The sequence below is a fragment of the Streptomyces sp. NPDC059957 genome, assembly GCF_042730015.1.
Taxonomy (GTDB): domain Bacteria; phylum Actinomycetota; class Actinomycetes; order Streptomycetales; family Streptomycetaceae; genus Streptomyces.
This window is the reverse complement of sequence record NZ_JBHWMB010000014.1, coordinates 40,694-57,963: the sequence shown is the minus strand read 5'-3', so window position 1 is coordinate 57,963 and position 17,270 is coordinate 40,694. Positions and strand designations below refer to the sequence as shown.

The window sequence follows — 17,270 nt, the reverse complement described above, 5'->3', positions numbered from 1 at the left end:
TTGTCCCCCGGGTGCGGCGCCGCTCGCGGGGGGGGGCCCCCGAACCCCCCCCCCGCCCCCCCCTCCCGTTTCGCGTTCCACGGCACGTCCGCCGGGTGGCGGGCGCACGTACGGTTCCCCGGCGCGGGCCGCGCGTCCGCGGCTCAGGAGAGGACCGGCGCGTCGCGGCGGGAGAGGGCCACGATCCGTTCCGCGCCCGCCAGCATCGCCGGGTCGACGAAGCGGCCGTCCGGGAGGGCCACCGCGCCCGGGGTGCGGCGGGCCGCGGCCACGATCTCCTCGGCGGCGCTGACCTCCGCCGGGCCGGGCAGGTAGGCCCGCTCGATCACCGGGAGCTGGCGCGGGTGGATCGCCGCGCGCCCCAGGAAGCCGAGGGCCCGGCCCCGGGCGCAGGAGGCCGCAAGCGCCTCCAGGTCCCGGATGTCGGGGAACACCGACTGGGCCGGCGGCGCCAGCCCGGCCGCGCGGGCCGCGACCACCACCCGGGAGCGCGGCCAGTCCAGGCCCGACTCCGCGGTGACGCCCAGGTCGGCCCGCAGGTCCGCCTCGCCCAGGGACAGCCCGCGCAGGGCGGGGTGCGCGCGGGCGATCTCGTAGGCCCGTTCCACGCCGATCGCCGATTCCAGCAGGGCGTACAGGGCCACCCCGGGGGTGCGGTCGGCGGTGGCGACGATCTGCTCCGGCGAGGAGATCTTGGGCAGGCGCAGTCCGGCGAGGCCCTGGAGCCCGCCGAGTGCGCTGAGGTCGGCGCCGCCCCAGGGGGAGTCCAGGGCGTTGACGCGGACGTGGACCGGTACCGGGTGCCCGCCGCCGAGCAGTTCGGCGGTGGCGCGGCGGGCGTACTCCTTGCGGGAGGCCGATACGGCGTCCTCCAGGTCCACGATGACGGCGTCGGCCCCGGCGTGCAGGGCCTTGGACACCACCTCCGGTCGGTCGCCGGGTACGTAGAGCCAGGTCAGGATCACAGGACTCCCTCCGTGCGGAGAGCGGCGATCTCGGCCGGGGAGAGGCCGATCTCGGCGAGGACGGCATCGGTGTCGGCCCCGTGCGGGCGGCCCGCCCAGCGGATCGAGCCCGGGGTGTCCGAGAGCCGGAAGAGGACGTTCTGCATGCGGATCGGGCCCAGTTCCGGGTCCTCGACCTCGGTGATCGTGTCGAGGGCCGCGTACTGCGGATCGTCCATGACGTCCCGTACGTCGTAGACCAGCGCGACCGCGGCCTCGGCCTCCTCGAAGGCGGCCGTCACCTCGTCCGCCTTGTGCCGGGCGATCCAGCCGCCGACCGCCTCGTCGAGCACGTCCGCGTGGCCGGCCCGGCCGGAGCCCGTCGCGAACCATGGCTCGGAGATCAGCTCGGGCCGTCCCACGAGCCGCATCACGCGCTCGGCGATGGACTGGGCCGAGGTGGAGACCGCCAGCCAGCGGCCGTCCAGGCTGCGGTAGGTGTTGCGGGGCGCGTTGTTGGTGGAACGGTTGCCGGTGCGCGGCTGGACGTAGCCGAGCTGGTCGTACCAGAGCGGGTGCGGCCCGAGGACGGTCAGGATCGGCTCGATGATCGCGAGGTCCACCACCTGCCCGTGCCCGGTGCGGTCGCGCCCGGCGAGCGCCGCCATCACGGCGTACGCGGTGGTCAGCGCGGCGATCGAGTCCGCGAGCCCGAACGGCGGCAGGGTCGGCGGACCCTCCGGCTCCCCGGTGATCGCCGCGAAACCGCTCATCGCCTCCGCGAGGGTGCCGAAGCCGGGGCGGTGGGCGTACGGGCCCTCCTGGCCGAAGGCCGTCACGCGGGTCAGGATCAGCCGCGGGTTCGCGGCGGACAGCTCGGGCCAGCCCAGACCCCAGCGCTCCAGGGTTCCGGGGCGGAAGTTCTCGATCACCACGTCGGCCGTGGCGACCAGGCGCAGCAGGGTGTCGCGGCCACCGGGCGTGGACAGGTCGAGGGTCATCGTCCGCTTGTTGCGGCCGAGCAGCTTCCACCAGAGGCCGATGCCGTCCTTGGCGGGGCCGTGGCCGCGCGAGGGGTCGGGGCGGGTCGGGTGCTCGACCTTGACGACCTCGGCGCCGAAGTCGCCGAGGAGGGTGGCGGCGAGGGGACCGGCGAAGAGGGTGGCGAGGTCGAGGACGCGGAGCCCGCGCAGGGGCGGGGCGGCGGCGGTGTCCCGGTCGGTGGTGTTCACGAGGCCGCTCCCGAGCCGTCGTCGGGCCGGGGGGCGCCGGTGCCGGGTCCGGGCGGGGCATCGGGCCGGGGGGCGAGCCCGGCGGCGGGGGCGGGTTCGGGCCCGGACAGGGCGAAGGCGTCGGTCTGGGCGCGGGTGGGCATCGAGTCCTGGGCGCCCGGGAGCTGCACGGACAGCGCGGCGGCCGCCGAAGCCCACCGCAGGGCCTCGGGCATCGGCCGGCCCTCGCCCAGGGCCACGGCGAGCGCGCCGACGAAGGTGTCTCCGGCGGCGGTGGTGTCCACGGCCCGCACGCGTGGCGCGGGCACGGTGAGCGGCTCGCGGCCGCGGGCGGCGTACAGCACCCCGGCCGCGCCGAGGGTGACGACCACCTCCGGCACGTCCTGGAGCAGGGCCGCCGCGGCCAGGTGGACGTCGGTGAGTCCGGTGAGGGCGGCGGCCTCGTGCTCGTTGGGGACCAACAGGTCGGTGGCGGCGAGGAGTTCGGCCGGCAGGGGCTGGGTGGGGGCCGGGGTGAGGATGGTCCGGACGCCGTGGGCGCGGGCGGTCAGCGCGCCCGCGAGCACGGCCTCCAGGGGCAGTTCGAGCTGGAGGAGCAAGGAGTCGGCGGAGCCGATGCGGGCGGCGTCGCCCGGTTCCAGGGAGGTGACGCGGGCGTTGGCGCCGGGGATGACGATGATGCTGTTGCCGCCCTCGTCGTCCACGGTGATGTGCGCGGTGCCGCTGGCGCCCTCGACGGTGCGCAGGGCCGCCGTCCCGACCCCGGCTCCGGTGAGCGCGGAGCGCAGCCGTACGCCGAACTCGTCGGCCCCGACGGCGCCGATCATCACCACCTCCCCGCCCGAACGGGCGGCGGCGACGGCCTGGTTGGCACCCTTGCCGCCGGGGACGGTGCGGAAGGAGCGGCCGGTGACGGTCTCCCCGAGGCGGGGAGCCTTGGCGACGTAGGCGACGAGGTCCATGTTGGTACTGCCGAGCACGGCGATGGCCGTCATGAGCGGGCTGCCTCCTGTGCGGTGAGGTGGGCGAGGGTGTCGAAGCCGATGCCGTCGAAGCCGGGGACGCTGGTGGCGAGGCGGTTCTTCAGCGGGGCGGTCCAGCGGTGCGGGATGGCGTCGGGGGAACCGGCGACCAGTCCGGCGAGGGCGCCCGCGGTGGCGCCGTTGGAGTCGGTGTCCCAGCCGCCGGAGACGGCGCGGCACACGGAGTGGGTGAAATCCCCGTCGGCGTGGGTGAGGGCGGCGGCGATCACGGCGGTGTTGGGGACGGCGTGGACCCAGTGGTAGTGGCCGTAGCGGGCGTGGAGCAGGTCCACGACGGTATCGAAGCCGGCGGCGGTGCTCCGCGCGTCCGATGCCGCCCGGATCCCGAAGCGGACGGCCTCGGCGAGGCGGGAACGGGGCGGTACGACGGCCAGGCCGGCCCGCAGCGCGGTGTGCACGTCGGCCCGCCCGGTGGCCGCGGTGGCGGTGGCGGCGGCCACGAACGTGGCGGCGTGCACGCCGTTGCCGGTGTGGGTGAGGGCGGCGTCCCGGTGGGCCTGGGCCGCGGCGGCGGCCGGGGCGCCCGGGTTGGTCCAGCCGTGGACGTCGGCGCGGATCAGGGCGCCGATCCATTCGCGGAAGGGGTTGTGGTGGGTGGCGGTGGCGGGGGGCTCCAGCCCTTGCAGCAGATTGCGGTACGCGACCCGCTCGGCGGTGAACGTCCGGCCGGCCGGGAGCTCGTCGAGCCAGAGCCGGCCGACATCGGCGGTGGTGAAGCCCTTGCCGTGGCGCTGGAGCAGGAGCAGGCCGAGGAGGGGGTAGTTGAGGTCGTCGTCCTCGGGGGCGCCGTCGATGTTCTCGGCGAGGGAGGTGGGCGCGGAGCGGCGGTTCCAGGGGTGGGCGGCGAGCACCTCCGGTGGTACCCCGCGCTCGGTGAACCAGTCGCCGAGCGGCCAGTTCCCGGCGGCCCGGGCCAGGGCCCGGATCCCGTGCAGGGGCAGCTTCTCCACGGGCTTCCCGAGCACACACCCGACGGCCCGCCCGAGCCAGGCGGCCTCCAGCCTGCGGCGCAGGGCGGGGTCGTGGGCGGGGGCCGGGCCGGGGGCTGTGCCTGTGCCTGTGCATGTGGCTGTGGCTGTGCCTGTGGCTGTGCCTGTGCTTGCGCTTGTGCCGGGGCCTGGATCTGCGGACCCGTAGCCGGTTTCGGTGGATCCGGGTGCGCTCGGGGTTCCGTGAGCCGGGGTGTGGAGCCCGTCGGTGGTGGGGGAGGGTTCCCCCACCCCGCCCCTTCCCGAAACCAGGGGCAAGCCCCTGGACCCCGGGTCTGCGGAGCCGTCCGTGCCGGGGGCGGCCCAGGGGGCCTGTTCCGCGTCGGGTGTGGGGTGCGGGAGGACCGCGAGGGCCGTCAGGAGGTCGGTGGCCAGGGCTCGGAGTTCCGGTGGCGCCGGGACGGGCGAAGCGCCCGCCCGGGCGGGCGCGAGGTGGCCGCCCGCCGCGAGCCAGACCCGCAGCAGCGGCTCCGCGGCCTCGGCCCGGCCATCCTCGGCGGCCTGCCGGAACTCGTGCCCGACCAGGTCCTCGGGCTGAACCCAGGTCAGCCGGACCGCGCCGCGACCGGGCAGAGCGGCGTCCGGACCGGAGTCGGGCGGGCGGGAGTCGCGCCGGCCGGAGTCGGGCGGGCCCTGGCGGTCGGGGTCCGGGCCAGAGCCGGGCCGGCCAGAGCCGGGCGGTTGGGCCGCCGTGCCGTCCGGGGCGGGCAGGCGCGGTCCGGGGGCCGGGGGCGTGCCCCCGGTTTCGGGAAGGGGCGGGGTGGGGGAAGTCTCGCCCCCGGCCCGGGCCGGGCCGCGGGTCGCGGCTCCCGTGGCTCCGTGGGTGCCCGGGGCCGCGCGCGTGCCCAGGGCCGGGACGCCCGGCGTCGGGGCCGGACCCCGGGCCGGGGTCGCGGAGGCAGGAGTCATCGGGGGGCCGTCAGGGCTGCGAAGGCGGCTTCGTGGGCGCGGCGGCGCGAACGGTCGCGGGCGAAGACCTCCCGGGTCACCGCGGCCAGCGAAACGGCCGGTTCGCGCAGGTCCAGGCGGCTGGCCTCCGCGACCCGGTCCGCCCAGGCGGGCGGGACCGCCGCCCCGCCCGACAGGGCGCCCGCGATCGCGCCGGCCATGGTCGCGATGGAGTCGCAGTCCCGGCCGTAGTTGACCGCACCGAGCACGGAGGTCTCGTAGCATCCGTCGCCGACGAGCAACATGCCCAGCGCCACCGGGAGTTCCTCGATGGAATGGAGGCGGGAGGGGCGGCGTGCGCCCAGGGACGGCGTGCGGTAGTCCGGGCCGACCGAGTCGTACGGGGCGACCGCCGCCCGCAGGGGGGCCAGCGCCGACTCGAAGTCCCGGTGGCGGGCGGCGACTTCGCACACCGCCTCGATGGCCGCGCGGGTGCCGTCCTTGGCCAGGGAGAGGGCGGTGTCGACGACACCGGCGGCCGTCGCACCCGGTACGCAGGCTGCTGCCACCGCCGCCGCGAACACGCCCGCCGCCTCCCGCCCGTACGAGGACTGGTGCGCGCCCGTGACGTCCAGCGCCTCCGCGTACGCCCCGGCCGGATTGCCCGCGTTGACGAGGCCGACCGGCGCCATGTACATCGCCGCGCCGCAGTTGACGATGTTGCCGTTGCCCGCCTCCCGCGGGTCCGCGTGCGCGTAGTGCAGCCGGGTCACGATCCACTTCTCGGCGAGGAAGATCCGCTGGAGGGGGAGGGCGTCCGCCTCCAGTTCCGGGATCCAGCGGGGGACCGTCATCAGGTCCGGCACCATGTGCTCGGCGACCGCGTACGCGTCCAGGTGGTCCCGTACGGCCGCGTAGACCCGTACCAGCGCGTGCGTCATCAGGGTGTCGTCGGTGACGTGGCCGTCGCCCTTGTGGTACGGCGCGATCGGGCGGGCCGTACGCCAGTCCTCGTGCCACGGGCCGACGATGCCGCGCACCCGGCCGCCGTGCCGCTCCACGATCTGTTCCGGGGTCCAGCCCTCCACCGGGCCGCCCAGCGCGTCGGCGACGGCCGCGCCGACGAGGGCTCCGGTGATCCGGTCGTCCAGGGTGGGGGAGGTGGTGTGGGTGTGGGGGGTGGGGGTCGGGTCCACGGGGGTCAGGGTCGTCATGTCCGGGGCTTTCCTTGGGGCTTGGGTGAGGTGAGTTCCGTACGGGTGAGCAGCGCGGCCAGTTCGACGAGGTCGGTGCCCGCGAGGCGGGGGAGGGCGCAGCCGGAGAGGGTGCGGCACGCTTCGCGCCAGGCGGCGGGGAGCGAGTCGCCGCCGCCGAGCGCGCCGGTCAGGGCGCCGGCGAGGGCGGGGGCGGAGTCCGCGACGCGCGACAGGCAGGCGGCGGCCGGGACCGCCTCGCCGACCCGGCCGCGGGCGGCGGTGGCGAGGGCGAGGGCCACGGGGACGGTCTCCGCGGCGGCGATCCCGTAGCTGTAGACGTGGTCGACGATCTGGTGCTCCAGGAGCGGGACGATGGCGAAGGCTCCGCCGGTCGTCTCGGCGCGGGCGAGTTTCACCGCGTGCCGGGCGTTGCGGCCGATCTCGGTGGACTCCGGGAGCTGCGCCAGGGCGGCGTCGACGGCGGCGTCGGTGTCGGAGGCGGTGCAGGTTCCCGTACTCGCGAGGGCGGTGGCGATGGCGGCGGCCATGGCGCGGGCGCCGTGGACCCCGTCGCCGTCCTGGGTGTAGCGGGCGTCGAACTCGGCGAGGTCCGCGGCGGCCTCGGGATCCCCGGGATGGACGACGGCGAGGACGCAGGCCCGGATGCAGGCGGCGTCGTCGAAGTAGTGCGGGTTGTCGTGGCCGGTGGCGGGCGGGCGCAGACCGGCGGCGAGGTTGCCGAGGCCGGCGCGGACGGAGATCCGGGCACGCAGCGGCAGGACGGCGGACTCGACCTCGGGCGCGCGTTCCGCTGCCGCGGCGACCTCGCTGGCCAGGGCGTTCCAGGCCAGGTCGATGGCGGCGCGCATGCGGCGGGACCGGGAGAGGTCGCTGAGCAGCACGCCGGCGGCGGTGAGGACGGACTCGGCGGCGAAGGCGGCCCACTCGGCGTCGTCGGAGGGGCCGAGGCGGAGCGGTTCCGGGGGCTGGTTGAGGGCGATGGGGACGGGGAGGGTGGTGGTGGCGTTCTGCTCGGCGAAGGTGTCGAGCTCGCGGGTGAGGCGGCGGGTCCACTCGGGCATGCGGCTGGCCCGGTGGCGGGCCGCGGGCCACCCGGCGGCGTCGCCGGCGGCGAGCCCGAGGAGCAGCCCTTCGATCCGGCGGGGCCCTGCGGGGGCGGCCTCGGGGGCCGCCGTGGTTGTGGCCGTGGCCGTGGCCGTACGGGGCTGCGCGCCACGCGGGGCGGTGATCGGGCCGGGCACGGTTTCCGCCGGGGTGTCAGGGGTCTGCGCGGGGGCCGTGGTGCCGGGGGCGGGGGTCCAAGCCCGGGGCGGGGCTGTGCCCGTTGGGGCGGTGAGCGGGCCGCGCGCGGCTTCCGCCGGGGCGGTACGGGGCTGCGCGGCCCCGCTCGTGGCGCCGGCCGCCGGGGCGTCCTGCCCGGAGGGACTCCCGTTCGGGGGCGGGGTGCGGTACCGGGCTCCCCGGCCGGGGGTGTGCACCGGACCGGCGGTACGGGCCTGCGTGTCCTGTGGCGGGGCGTCGGACCCCGCGGCGGGCGGCTGCGGGGCGGTGGGACTCTCCCCGTACCCGCCCCTTCCCGAAACCGGGGGCAGGCCCCCGGGCCCCCGGACCGGCGCGGCCGTGACCGACTGCGCCGCGGGCCCGGTGGCGGCGTCGCTCCGTACCGCGGTGGCGGCGCGAAGGAACGCGGGCGCCGGCGCACCCGGGCCCCGGGCCGATTCGGGCCGGCCGCCCGCGGCGACGTGCACGCCCTGCTCCCCGGGCACGTGCATGCCCTGCTCCCCGCGCACGTGCACGCCCGGCCCCGCGGCGACGTGCACGCCCTGCTCCCCGCGCACGTGCACGCCCTGCTCCCCGGCGATGGGCACGCCCGGCCCTCCGGCCACGTGCACGCCCGGCTCCCCGGCCACGTGCACGCCCTCCCCGGCGATGGGCACGCCCTGCTCCCCGGGCGCTTCCCGGGCGGCTGCCGGATCCGGTAGCCCTGCCACCTCCGGGGCGGCCGCACCGCGTACGGCGGCGGCGGACTGTGCACCAGTGCCCGGGAGGGGCGGCCCGGGCGGGGAGTCGAGCCGACGGTGAGGCTCGGCGAGGGTGTGGCCTTCCGGGGTCCGGTTCGGCCGGGTGCCGTCCTGAGGCTCCCGCTCGGTGGCGGTGGTGTCCTGTGGGGGTGGCTCGGTCAGGGTGGGGCCTTCCAGGGGTGGGGTGTCCGGCTGGAGGGGTGCGCGCGTCAGGGAGGCGGGCGTAGGGGGTGCGGGCGTCAGGGAGGCGGGCGCAGGGGAGGGGGGCGTCGGGGTCAGGGTCATCGGGGGGTCTCGGTTTCCGGGGTGAGGAGGTCCGCGATGTCCAGGACGTGGTAACCGCGCATCGAGGGGAGGCAGCTTCCGCGGACCGGGCCGATCGCCGAGGACCAGGCGGCCGGGATGGCGGGGGCGCCGGACACCGCGCCGGCGAGCGCGCCCGCGACGGCCGCCGTGGTGTCCGCGTCGCGGCCCATGTTGACCGCCATGAGGACGGAGGAGGCGAAGTCGCCGCCGCACGCGGCGAACGCGCCGAAGGCGAGGCCGACCGCCTCGGGGGCCAGGTCGGTCCAGGGGTAGCCGCCGATGACCACCGCCGAGCGGACCGCCCGCTCGCCGCGCGGGGCGGCCGTCACGGCCCGGCGCAGGGAGCGGGCCGTCCAGGAGTCCGAGGGGATGACGGAGAGGGCCGCCGAGATGACGGAGGCCGCGGAGCCCCCGGCCATCGCCGCCGCGACCCCGGCCGCGACGGCCTGGCCGCCGTAGATGCCCTCGCCGTCGTGGCTGACGCAGCCGTCGATGGCGACGAGCCGGGCGGCTTCGGCCGGGCGGCCCGCCGCGAAGACGCCGAAGGGGGCCGCCCGCATGGCCAGACCGTCCGACCAGGCGTGCCGGTGCTGGGCGGAGATGGGGGCCGCCAGACCCCGGCGGAGGTTCTCCAGGGTGCCGCGTTCCGAGAAGCCCGCGCCGCGGAAGGGGCCTTCGTCCAGGTCCGCGATCCAGTGGTGCCACGCCCGTTCGACGTGGGCGACCGTAAGCGCCGACCCGTGGCGGGCCAGCAGCAGGCCCGAGAAGATCGCGTACTCCGTATCGTCCGTGCCCGCCGGGTCGTCCGAGACGAAGCCCTCGATCCGGCCCCACTTCGCCCGGATCTCCGAGGGCTTCATGTTCTCCGCGGGGGCGCCGAGCGCGTCACCCACCGCGAGTCCGAGAAGAGCGCCCCGGGCCCGTTCGAGGAGGACCTGCGGATTGCATGCAATCAGCTCCATGGCGCGCCTCTCCACTTGATGGGACTCATATTGAGCCCTTGGGGGATTTGTGCCATGGCATGTGGTTTGTCGCTCGTCGCGAAACACCCGCTGCGGGCCGCCGTCACCCGGTCGCCGATCCCCAAAACCCCAGGTAAGTACGGCCTTCCTTGCTGGCGGGCGGCAAAAATCGTGCGTAGTTTCGAGGAGTTCAGGGGGAGTGGGTGTCCGCGCGTCGTCCATGGCACAGCTCTGTGCACCCACTCGTACAAAAGGGGAGATAGCCGGTATGTCCATCATCGATATCGAAGCACCGCTTCACACCGCCCACCGCGACAACCACACCCACCGTGACGTCAACGGCGGATGGCTGCGCCCGGCGGTCTTCGGCGCGATGGACGGGCTCGTCTCCAACCTCGCGCTGATGACCGGTGTGGCCGGCGGCGCCGTCGCCCCGCACGTGATCGTCGTCACCGGCCTGGCCGGCCTCGCCGCCGGCGCCTTCTCCATGGCGGCGGGGGAGTACACCTCGGTCGCCTCGCAGCGCGAGCTCGTGCTCGCCGAACTGGACATAGAGCGCCAGCAGTTGCGCAAGCACCCGATCGACGAGATGGAGGAGCTGGCCGAGCTCTACGTCTCGCGCGGCGTCGAGCCGGCGCTGGCCCGAGAGGTCGCCATGCAGCTCTCCCGCGACCCGGAGCAGGCGCTGGAGATCCACGCCCGCGAGGAGCTCGGGATCGACCCGGACGACCTGCCGTCGCCGATGGTCGCGGCCGTGTCCTCCTTCGGATCGTTCGCGCTCGGCGCGCTCGTCCCGCTGCTGCCCTACCTGCTCGGTGTGACCGTCCTGTGGCCCGCGGTGCTCGCGGCCCTGGTGGGGCTCTTCCTCTGCGGCGCGGTGGTCTCCCGGGTCACGGCCCGGTCCTGGTGGTACAGCGGAATGCGCCAGCTCGTCCTGGGTGGCGCGGCCGCGGGTGTGACGTACATCCTGGGAACCTGGATCGGCGGAGCCGTAGGCTGACCGTGCAGGGAGTGAGACACTATGCAGTAGGCAACATAAGTAGTCAGTTACTCGGCGGTTTCGATCCCGTGTCCGCCGGGCAATCAGACCCTGGGCGCCGGGCAATGAGGCCCGCCCCTCTCCCGGGACCTTCGACCCGTGTCCCGATTGCAGGACACCCGCGAAAGTCCCCTCTTGCCTGCTCCGTGCAGTGTCCGCATGCTGGAACGACATATCCGCTTCGCGGGATTGTCGTCATCATGTAATCTGCACGAAATTTCGCAGAGGGCCAACGTCGTCCCTCGGCTATGCACATATGCCACGACGACGACGGGAGAGCCGATGCGTTCCGCATCCACGCACTCCGCGACCGGCCTCAGCAACACCGCCTGGTCGCCCATGGACGGTCGCCCCGCCCAGCAGGGCATGTACGACCCGCGCAACGAGCACGACGCCTGTGGCGTCGGCTTTGTGGCCAACCTCACCGGCGAGGCCAGCCACACGCTGGTCGAGCAGGCGCTGACCGTATTGCGGAACCTCGAGCACCGAGGCGCCACCGGATCCGAGCCCGACTCGGGCGACGGCGCCGGCATCCTCTCCCAGGTCCCGGACGCGTTCCTGCGCGACGTGGCCGGTTTCGACCTCCCCGAGGCCGGCGCGTACGCCGTCGGCATCGCCTTCCTCCCCGCCGACGGCACCGCACAGGCCGTCGCCGTGGAGCAGATCGAGGCCATCGCCGCCGAGGAGAACCTCACGGTTCTCGGCTGGCGCGAGGTTCCGGTCACCCCCGACCTGCTCGGCAACGGCGCCCGCGCCACCATGCCGGCCTTCTCGCAGCTCTTCGTGAGCAACGGGACGAGCGGGATCGAGCTGGACCGCAAGGCCTTCGTGCTGCGCAAGCGCGCCGAGCGCGAGGCCGGGGTCTACTTCCCGTCGCTCTCCGCCCGCACGATCGTCTACAAGGGCATGCTGACCACCGGCCAGCTGGAGCCCTTCTTCCCGGACCTCTCGGACCGTCGCTTCGCCTCCGCGATCGCCCTGGTCCACTCCCGGTTCTCGACGAACACCTTCCCGTCGTGGCCGCTGGCCCACCCGTACCGCTTCGTCGCGCACAACGGCGAGATCAACACGGTCAAGGGCAACCGGAACTGGATGCGGGCCCGCGAGTCCCAGCTGGCCTCCGGCCTCTTCGGCGAGGGCGCCCTCGAGCGCATCTTCCCGATCTGCACCCCGGACGCCTCCGACTCGGCCTCCTTCGACGAGGTCCTGGAGCTGCTCCACCTCGGCGGCCGGTCCCTCCCGCACAGCGTGCTGATGATGATCCCGGAGGCGTGGGAGAACCACACCTCCATGTCGCCGGCCCGCCGCGCGTTCTACAAGTACCACTCCACGCAGATGGAGCCGTGGGACGGCCCCGCCTGCGTCACCTTCACCGACGGCACCCAGGTCGGCGCGGTCCTCGACCGCAACGGTCTGCGCCCCGGCCGCTACTGGGTCACCGACGACGACTTCGTCGTGCTCTCCTCCGAGGTCGGCGTCCTGGACATCGACCCGGCCAAGGTCGTCCGCAAGGGCCGCCTGCAGCCCGGCAAGATGTTCCTCGTCGACACCGCCCAGAAGCGGATCATCGAAGACGACGAGATCAAGGACGCGCTGGCCGCGGAGCACCCGTACGCCGAATGGCTGGAGACGGGCGAGATCGAGCTGACGGACCTGCCCGAGCGTGAGCACATCGTGCACACCCACGCCTCGGTCACCCGTCGCCAGCAGACCTTCGGCTACACCGAGGAAGAGCTCCGCGTCATCCTCGCGCCGATGGCCCGCAGCGCCGGCGAGCCGCTCGGCTCCATGGGCACGGACTCCCCGATCGCGGCCCTGTCCGAGCGCCCCCGGCTGCTCTTCGACTACTTCACCCAGCTCTTCGCGCAGGTCACCAACCCGCCGCTGGACGCCATCCGCGAGGAGCTCGTCACCTCGCTGCTGTCCTCGCTCGGCCCGCAGGGCAACCTGCTGGAGCCGACCGCCGCCTCCTGCCGCAGCGTCACCCTGCCGTTCCCGGTGATCGACAACGACGAGCTGGCCAAGCTCATCCACGTCAACGCCGACGGCGACATGCCGGGCATGAAGGCCGCCACCCTCTCGGGCCTGTACCGGGTCTCCGGCGGCGGCGCGGCGCTGGCCGCCCGCCTGGAGGAGATCCGCGGCGAGGTCGACGCGGCCATCGAGAACGGCGCGCACCTGATCGTCCTCTCGGACCGTCACTCCGACGCCGAGCACGCGCCGATCCCGTCGCTGCTGCTCACCTCGGCCGTGCACCACCACCTCATCGCCACCAAGCAGCGCACCCAGGTGGGTCTGCTGGTCGAGGCCGGCGACGTCCGCGAGGTCCACCACGTCGCGCTCCTCATCGGCTACGGCGCGGCCGCGGTCAACCCGTACCTCGCCATGGAGTCCGTCGAGGACCTCCTGAGCGCCGGTACCTTCCTGTCCGGCCTCGAGCCTGAGCAGGCCATCAAGAACCTGATCTACGCGCTCGGCAAGGGCGTCCTGAAGGTCATGTCCAAGATGGGCATCTCCACCGTCGCCTCCTACCGCGGCGCGCAGGTCTTCGAGGCCGTCGGCCTGAACGAGGAGTTCGTCGCGGCGTACTTCGCGGGCACCGCCACCAAGATCGGCGGCGCCGGCCTGGACGTCATCGCCAAGGAGGTGGCCGCGCGCCACACCAAGGCGTACCCGGCCTCCGGCATCGCGGCCACGCACCGCGCGCTGGAGATCGGCGGCGAGTACCAGTGGCGCCGCGAGGGCGAGCCGCACCTGTTCGACCCGGACACGGTCTTCCGCCTGCAGCACGCCACGCGCAACCGCCGGTACGACATCTTCAAGCAGTACACGGACCGGGTGAACGAGCAGTCCGAGCGCCTGATGACGCTCCGCGGCCTGTTCGGGTTCAAGACCGAAGACCGGCCGTCGATCTCCATCGACGAGGTCGAGTCGGTCGCCGACATCGTCAAGCGCTTCTCCACCGGCGCCATGTCGTACGGCTCCATCTCCAAGGAGGCGCACGAGACCCTCGCCATCGCCATGAACCAGTTGGGCGCCAAGTCCAACACCGGTGAGGGCGGCGAGGACCCGGACCGCCTGTACGACCCGGCGCGCCGCTCCTCCATCAAGCAGGTCGCCTCCGGCCGCTTCGGTGTCACGAGCGAGTACCTGGTCAACGCGGACGACATCCAGATCAAGATGGCGCAGGGTGCCAAGCCCGGCGAGGGCGGCCAGCTGCCCGGCCACAAGGTCTACCCGTGGGTCGCCAAGACCCGGCACTCCACCCCGGGTGTCGGCCTGATCTCCCCGCCGCCGCACCACGACATCTACTCCATCGAGGACCTGGCTCAGCTGATCCACGACCTCAAGAACGCCAACCCGGTCGCCCGCATCCACGTGAAGCTGGTCTCCGAGGTCGGCGTGGGTACGGTCGCGGCCGGTGTCTCCAAGGCCCACGCGGACGTCGTCCTCATCTCCGGCCACGACGGCGGTACGGGCGCCTCCCCGCTCACCTCGCTGAAGCACGCGGGCGGTCCCTGGGAGCTCGGCCTCGCCGAGACCCAGCAGACCCTGCTGCTCAACGGGCTGCGCGACCGCATCGTGGTCCAGACGGACGGCCAGCTCAAGACCGGCCGCGACGTCATCATCGCCGCGCTGCTCGGCGCCGAGGAGTTCGGTTTCGCGACCGCGCCGCTCGTCGTCTCCGGCTGCGTCATGATGCGCGTCTGCCACCTGGACACCTGCCCGGTGGGCATCGCCACCCAGAACCCGGTCCTGCGCGACCGCTTCTCCGGCAAGCCCGAGTTCGTCGTCAACTTCTTCGAGTTCATCGCGGAGGAGGTGCGCGAGCTCCTCGCCGAGCTGGGCTTCCGCACGATCGAGGAGGCCGTCGGTCACGCCGAGCTCCTCGACACCAGCAAGGCCGTCACGCACTGGAAGGCGCAGGGTCTCGACCTGGAGCCGCTCTTCTACGTGCCGGAGCTGCCCGAGGGCGCGGTCCGCCACGCCCTGATCGAGCAGGACCACGGTCTGGAGAAGGCGCTCGACAACGAGCTCATCCGCCTCGCCGCGGACGCGCTGAACGCCGACTCGGCCGAGACCGCGCAGCCGGTCCGCGCCCAGGTCGCGATCCGCAACATCAACCGCACGGTCGGCACCATGCTCGGCCACGAGGTCACGAAGAAGTTCGGTGGCGCGGGCCTGCCCGACAACACCATCGACCTGACCTTCACCGGCTCCGCCGGCCAGTCCTTCGGCGCCTTCCTGCCGAAGGGTGTGACCCTGCGCCTGGAGGGCGACGCCAACGACTACGTCGGCAAGGGCCTCTCCGGCGGCCGCGTCGTGGTCCGTCCCGACCGCGGCGCCGACCACCTGGCCGAGTACTCGACCATCGCGGGCAACACGATCGGCTACGGCGCCACCGGCGGCGAGCTGTTCCTGCGCGGCCGCACCGGCGAGCGCTTCTGCGTCCGCAACTCCGGCGCCCTGGTCGTCTCGGAAGGCGTGGGCGACCACGGCTGCGAGTACATGACCGGCGGCACCGCGGTCGTCCTCGGCGAGACGGGCCGCAACTTCGCGGCGGGCATGTCGGGCGGCGTCGCGTACGTCATCGACCTGGACCCGGCCAACGTCAACGTCGGCAACACGGGCGCGCTCGAAGCCCTTTCCGACACCGACTCCCAGTGGCTGCACGATGTGGTGCGCCGCCACGAGGAGGAGACCGGCTCGACCGTGGCCGCGAAGCTCCTGGCTGACTGGACCGCCTCGGCGGCCCGCTTCAGCAAGATCATCCCGACCACGTACAAGGCAGTGCTCGCCGCCAAGGACGCCGCTGAGCTCGCCGGACTCTCCGAGTCCGAGACCACGGAGAAGATGATGGAGGCGGCGACCAATGGCTGACCCGAAGGGCTTCCTCACCACCCCGCGCGAGACCGCCTGCACCCGTCCTGTGGCCGAGCGCCTCAAGGACTGGAACGAGGTCTACGTTCCGGGCTCGCTGCTGCCGATCATCAGCAAGCAGGCCGGCCGCTGCATGGACTGCGGCATCCCGTTCTGCCACAACGGCTGCCCGCTCGGGAACCTGATCCCCGAGTGGAACGACTTCGCGTACCGCGAGGACTGGACCGCGGCTTCGGAGCGTCTGCACGCGACGAACAACTTCCCGGAGTTCACCGGGCGGCTGTGCCCGGCTCCCTGCGAGTCGGCGTGCGTGCTCGGCATCAACCAGCCGGCCGTCACCATCAAGAACGTCGAAGTCTCGATCATCGACAAGGCGTGGGACAACGGCGACGTCACCCCGCAGGCGCCCGAGCGCCTGTCGGGCAAGACCGCCGCGGTCATCGGCTCCGGCCCGGCGGGTCTCGCCGCGGCCCAGCAGCTGACCCGGGCCGGCCACACCGTGGTCGTGTATGAGCGCGCCGACCGCATCGGCGGGCTGCTGCGCTACGGCATCCCCGAGTTCAAGATGGAGAAGGTGCACATCAACCGCCGCATCGAGCAGATGCGCGCGGAGGGCACCAAGTTCCGCACCGGCATCGAGGTCGGCCGCGACATCACCGCCACCGACCTGCGCAAGCGGTTCGACGCGGTCGTCATCGCGGCGGGCGCGACGATCTCCCGCGACCTCCCGGTCCCGGGCCGTGACCTGAACGGCATCCACTTCGCGATGGAGTACCTCCCCCTCGCGAACAAGGTGCAGGAGGGCGACTTCATGGCGCCCCCCATCACGGCCGAGGGCAAGCACGTGGTCGTCATCGGCGGCGGCGACACCGGCGCGGACTGCGTGGGCACCGCCCACCGCCAGGGCGCGGCCTCGGTCACGCAGCTGGAGATCATGCCGCGTCCCTCCGAGGACCGGCCCACCGGCCAGCCCTGGCCGACGTTCCCCATGCTGTACAAGGTCACCTCTGCTCACGAGGAGGGCGGCGAGCGGATCTACTCCGTCTCCACCACCCACTTCGAGGGCGACGAGGACGGCAACGTCAAGGCCCTCCACCTTGTCGAGGTCGCCTTCGAGGACGGCAAGCTCGTCCAGAAGCCCGGCACCGAGCGCGTCCTCCCCGCGCAGCTGGTCACCCTGGCGATGGGCTTCACCGGCACCGACCAGGAGAACGGCCTCACGGCGCAGTTCGGCCTGGCGATGGACGCCCGCGGCAACATCGAGCGCGACGCCTCCTACGCGACCAACGTCGACGGCGTCTTCGTCGCCGGCGACGCCGGCCGCGGCCAGTCGCTCATCGTCTGGGCCATCGCGGAAGGCCGCTCGGCCGCCCGCGGCGTGGACCGCTTCCTGACCGGCACCAGCGCCCTCCCGTACCCGGTCAAGCCGACGGACCGCTCGATCACCGTCTGATTCTCGACGCCCTGCTCGCACCGCTCGGCCGCAGGCGGCCTCCCGGGCTTCGCCCGGCTGCGCCGGCCTCCGGCCGTCGGGTGGTCATTGAGGTTGCGTAGTACCCCCGGCCCCGGCCGGGACCCCTCATACGGTCCGTACAACGAAGTACGGCACTTGACACAGCGCCCGCCATGACTCCTTCTGGACGCCGTGCTCGCGCACCGCTCGGCCGCAGGCGGCCTCCCGGGCTTCGCCCGGCTGCGCCGGCCTCCGGCCGTCGGGTGGTCATTGAGGTTGCGTAGTACCCCCGGCC

The 17,270-nt window shown here is 73.9% G+C and carries 10 protein-coding genes; 3 read left to right on the top strand and 7 right to left on the bottom strand.

The window, feature by feature from the left end:
- Positions 1 to 143 precede the first annotated feature (143 nt).
- The 7 genes from ACFWBW_RS12235 to ACFWBW_RS12205 form a co-directional block, all read right to left on the bottom strand.
- The gene (locus ACFWBW_RS12235) at positions 144 to 965 is read right to left on the bottom strand and encodes an HpcH/HpaI aldolase/citrate lyase family protein (RefSeq protein WP_385370907.1); all 822 of its coding nucleotides are present in this window, start codon (positions 963 to 965) and stop codon (positions 144 to 146) included.
- A complete protein-coding gene (locus tag ACFWBW_RS12230) occupies positions 962 to 2,176 on the bottom strand; it encodes a CaiB/BaiF CoA transferase family protein (protein ID WP_385370905.1) in 1,215 nt (404 codons plus the stop codon). Before ACFWBW_RS12230 ends, ACFWBW_RS12235 begins: the two co-directional genes overlap by 4 nt.
- Entirely contained in the window at positions 2,173 to 3,171 is a 999-nt protein-coding gene (gene rbsK / locus ACFWBW_RS12225; RefSeq protein ID WP_385370903.1) for a ribokinase, read from the bottom strand. Before rbsK ends, ACFWBW_RS12230 begins: the two co-directional genes overlap by 4 nt.
- On the bottom strand, positions 3,168 to 4,781 hold the full coding sequence (locus ACFWBW_RS12220; RefSeq protein WP_385371044.1) for an ADP-ribosylglycohydrolase family protein: 1,614 nt from the start codon (positions 4,779 to 4,781) through the stop codon (positions 3,168 to 3,170). The genes rbsK and ACFWBW_RS12220 overlap by 4 nt, the downstream gene beginning before the upstream one ends.
- A 332-nt stretch (positions 4,782 to 5,113) precedes the next feature.
- Entirely contained in the window at positions 5,114 to 6,310 is a 1,197-nt protein-coding gene (locus ACFWBW_RS12215; protein ID WP_385370901.1) for an ADP-ribosylglycohydrolase family protein, read from the bottom strand.
- Positions 6,307 to 7,905 carry an ADP-ribosylglycohydrolase family protein gene (locus tag ACFWBW_RS12210; RefSeq protein ID WP_385371041.1) on the bottom strand — a complete coding sequence of 533 codons (1,599 nt, stop codon included), beginning with the start codon at positions 7,903 to 7,905 and terminating at the stop codon, positions 6,307 to 6,309. Before ACFWBW_RS12210 ends, ACFWBW_RS12215 begins: the two co-directional genes overlap by 4 nt.
- A 710-nt stretch (positions 7,906 to 8,615) precedes the next feature.
- Positions 8,616 to 9,602 (bottom strand): ADP-ribosylglycohydrolase family protein, encoded by a 987-nt coding sequence (locus ACFWBW_RS12205; protein WP_385370899.1) that lies wholly within the window; start codon positions 9,600 to 9,602, stop codon positions 8,616 to 8,618.
- 268 nt (positions 9,603 to 9,870) lie between these two features.
- Here ACFWBW_RS12205 and ACFWBW_RS12200 point away from each other — a divergent pair, with 268 nt between their 5' ends.
- From ACFWBW_RS12200 to ACFWBW_RS12190, 3 genes are all read left to right on the top strand, one after another.
- Positions 9,871 to 10,602, top strand: a complete 732-nt coding sequence (locus ACFWBW_RS12200) for a VIT1/CCC1 transporter family protein (protein ID WP_385370897.1) — start codon at positions 9,871 to 9,873, stop codon at positions 10,600 to 10,602.
- Positions 10,603 to 10,980: 378 nt separating this feature from the next.
- Positions 10,981 to 15,522 carry a glutamate synthase large subunit gene (gltB, locus tag ACFWBW_RS12195; protein WP_385371038.1) on the top strand — a complete coding sequence of 1,514 codons (4,542 nt, stop codon included), beginning with the start codon at positions 10,981 to 10,983 and terminating at the stop codon, positions 15,520 to 15,522.
- A complete protein-coding gene (locus tag ACFWBW_RS12190; protein WP_385370895.1) occupies positions 15,515 to 16,975 on the top strand; it encodes a glutamate synthase subunit beta in 1,461 nt (486 codons plus the stop codon). The genes gltB and ACFWBW_RS12190 overlap by 8 nt, the downstream gene beginning before the upstream one ends.
- The last annotated feature ends 295 nt before the right edge of the window (positions 16,976 to 17,270 follow it).

Bases quoted from the DNA above. Each gene is read 5' to 3' on its own strand.
- ACFWBW_RS12205 (WP_385370899.1), bottom strand. From the start codon at position 9,602: ATGGAGCTGATTGCATGCAATCCGCAGGTCCTCCTCGAACGGGCCCGG.
- ACFWBW_RS12190 (WP_385370895.1), top strand. From the start codon at position 15,515: ATGGCTGACCCGAAGGGCTTCCTCACCACCCCGCGCGAGACCGCCTGC.
- ACFWBW_RS12200 (WP_385370897.1), top strand. From the start codon at position 9,871: ATGTCCATCATCGATATCGAAGCACCGCTTCACACCGCCCACCGCGAC.
- ACFWBW_RS12215 (WP_385370901.1), bottom strand. From the start codon at position 6,310: ATGACGACCCTGACCCCCGTGGACCCGACCCCCACCCCCCACACCCAC.
- gltB (WP_385371038.1), top strand. From the start codon at position 10,981: ATGGACGGTCGCCCCGCCCAGCAGGGCATGTACGACCCGCGCAACGAG.
- rbsK (WP_385370903.1), bottom strand. From the start codon at position 3,171: ATGACGGCCATCGCCGTGCTCGGCAGTACCAACATGGACCTCGTCGCC.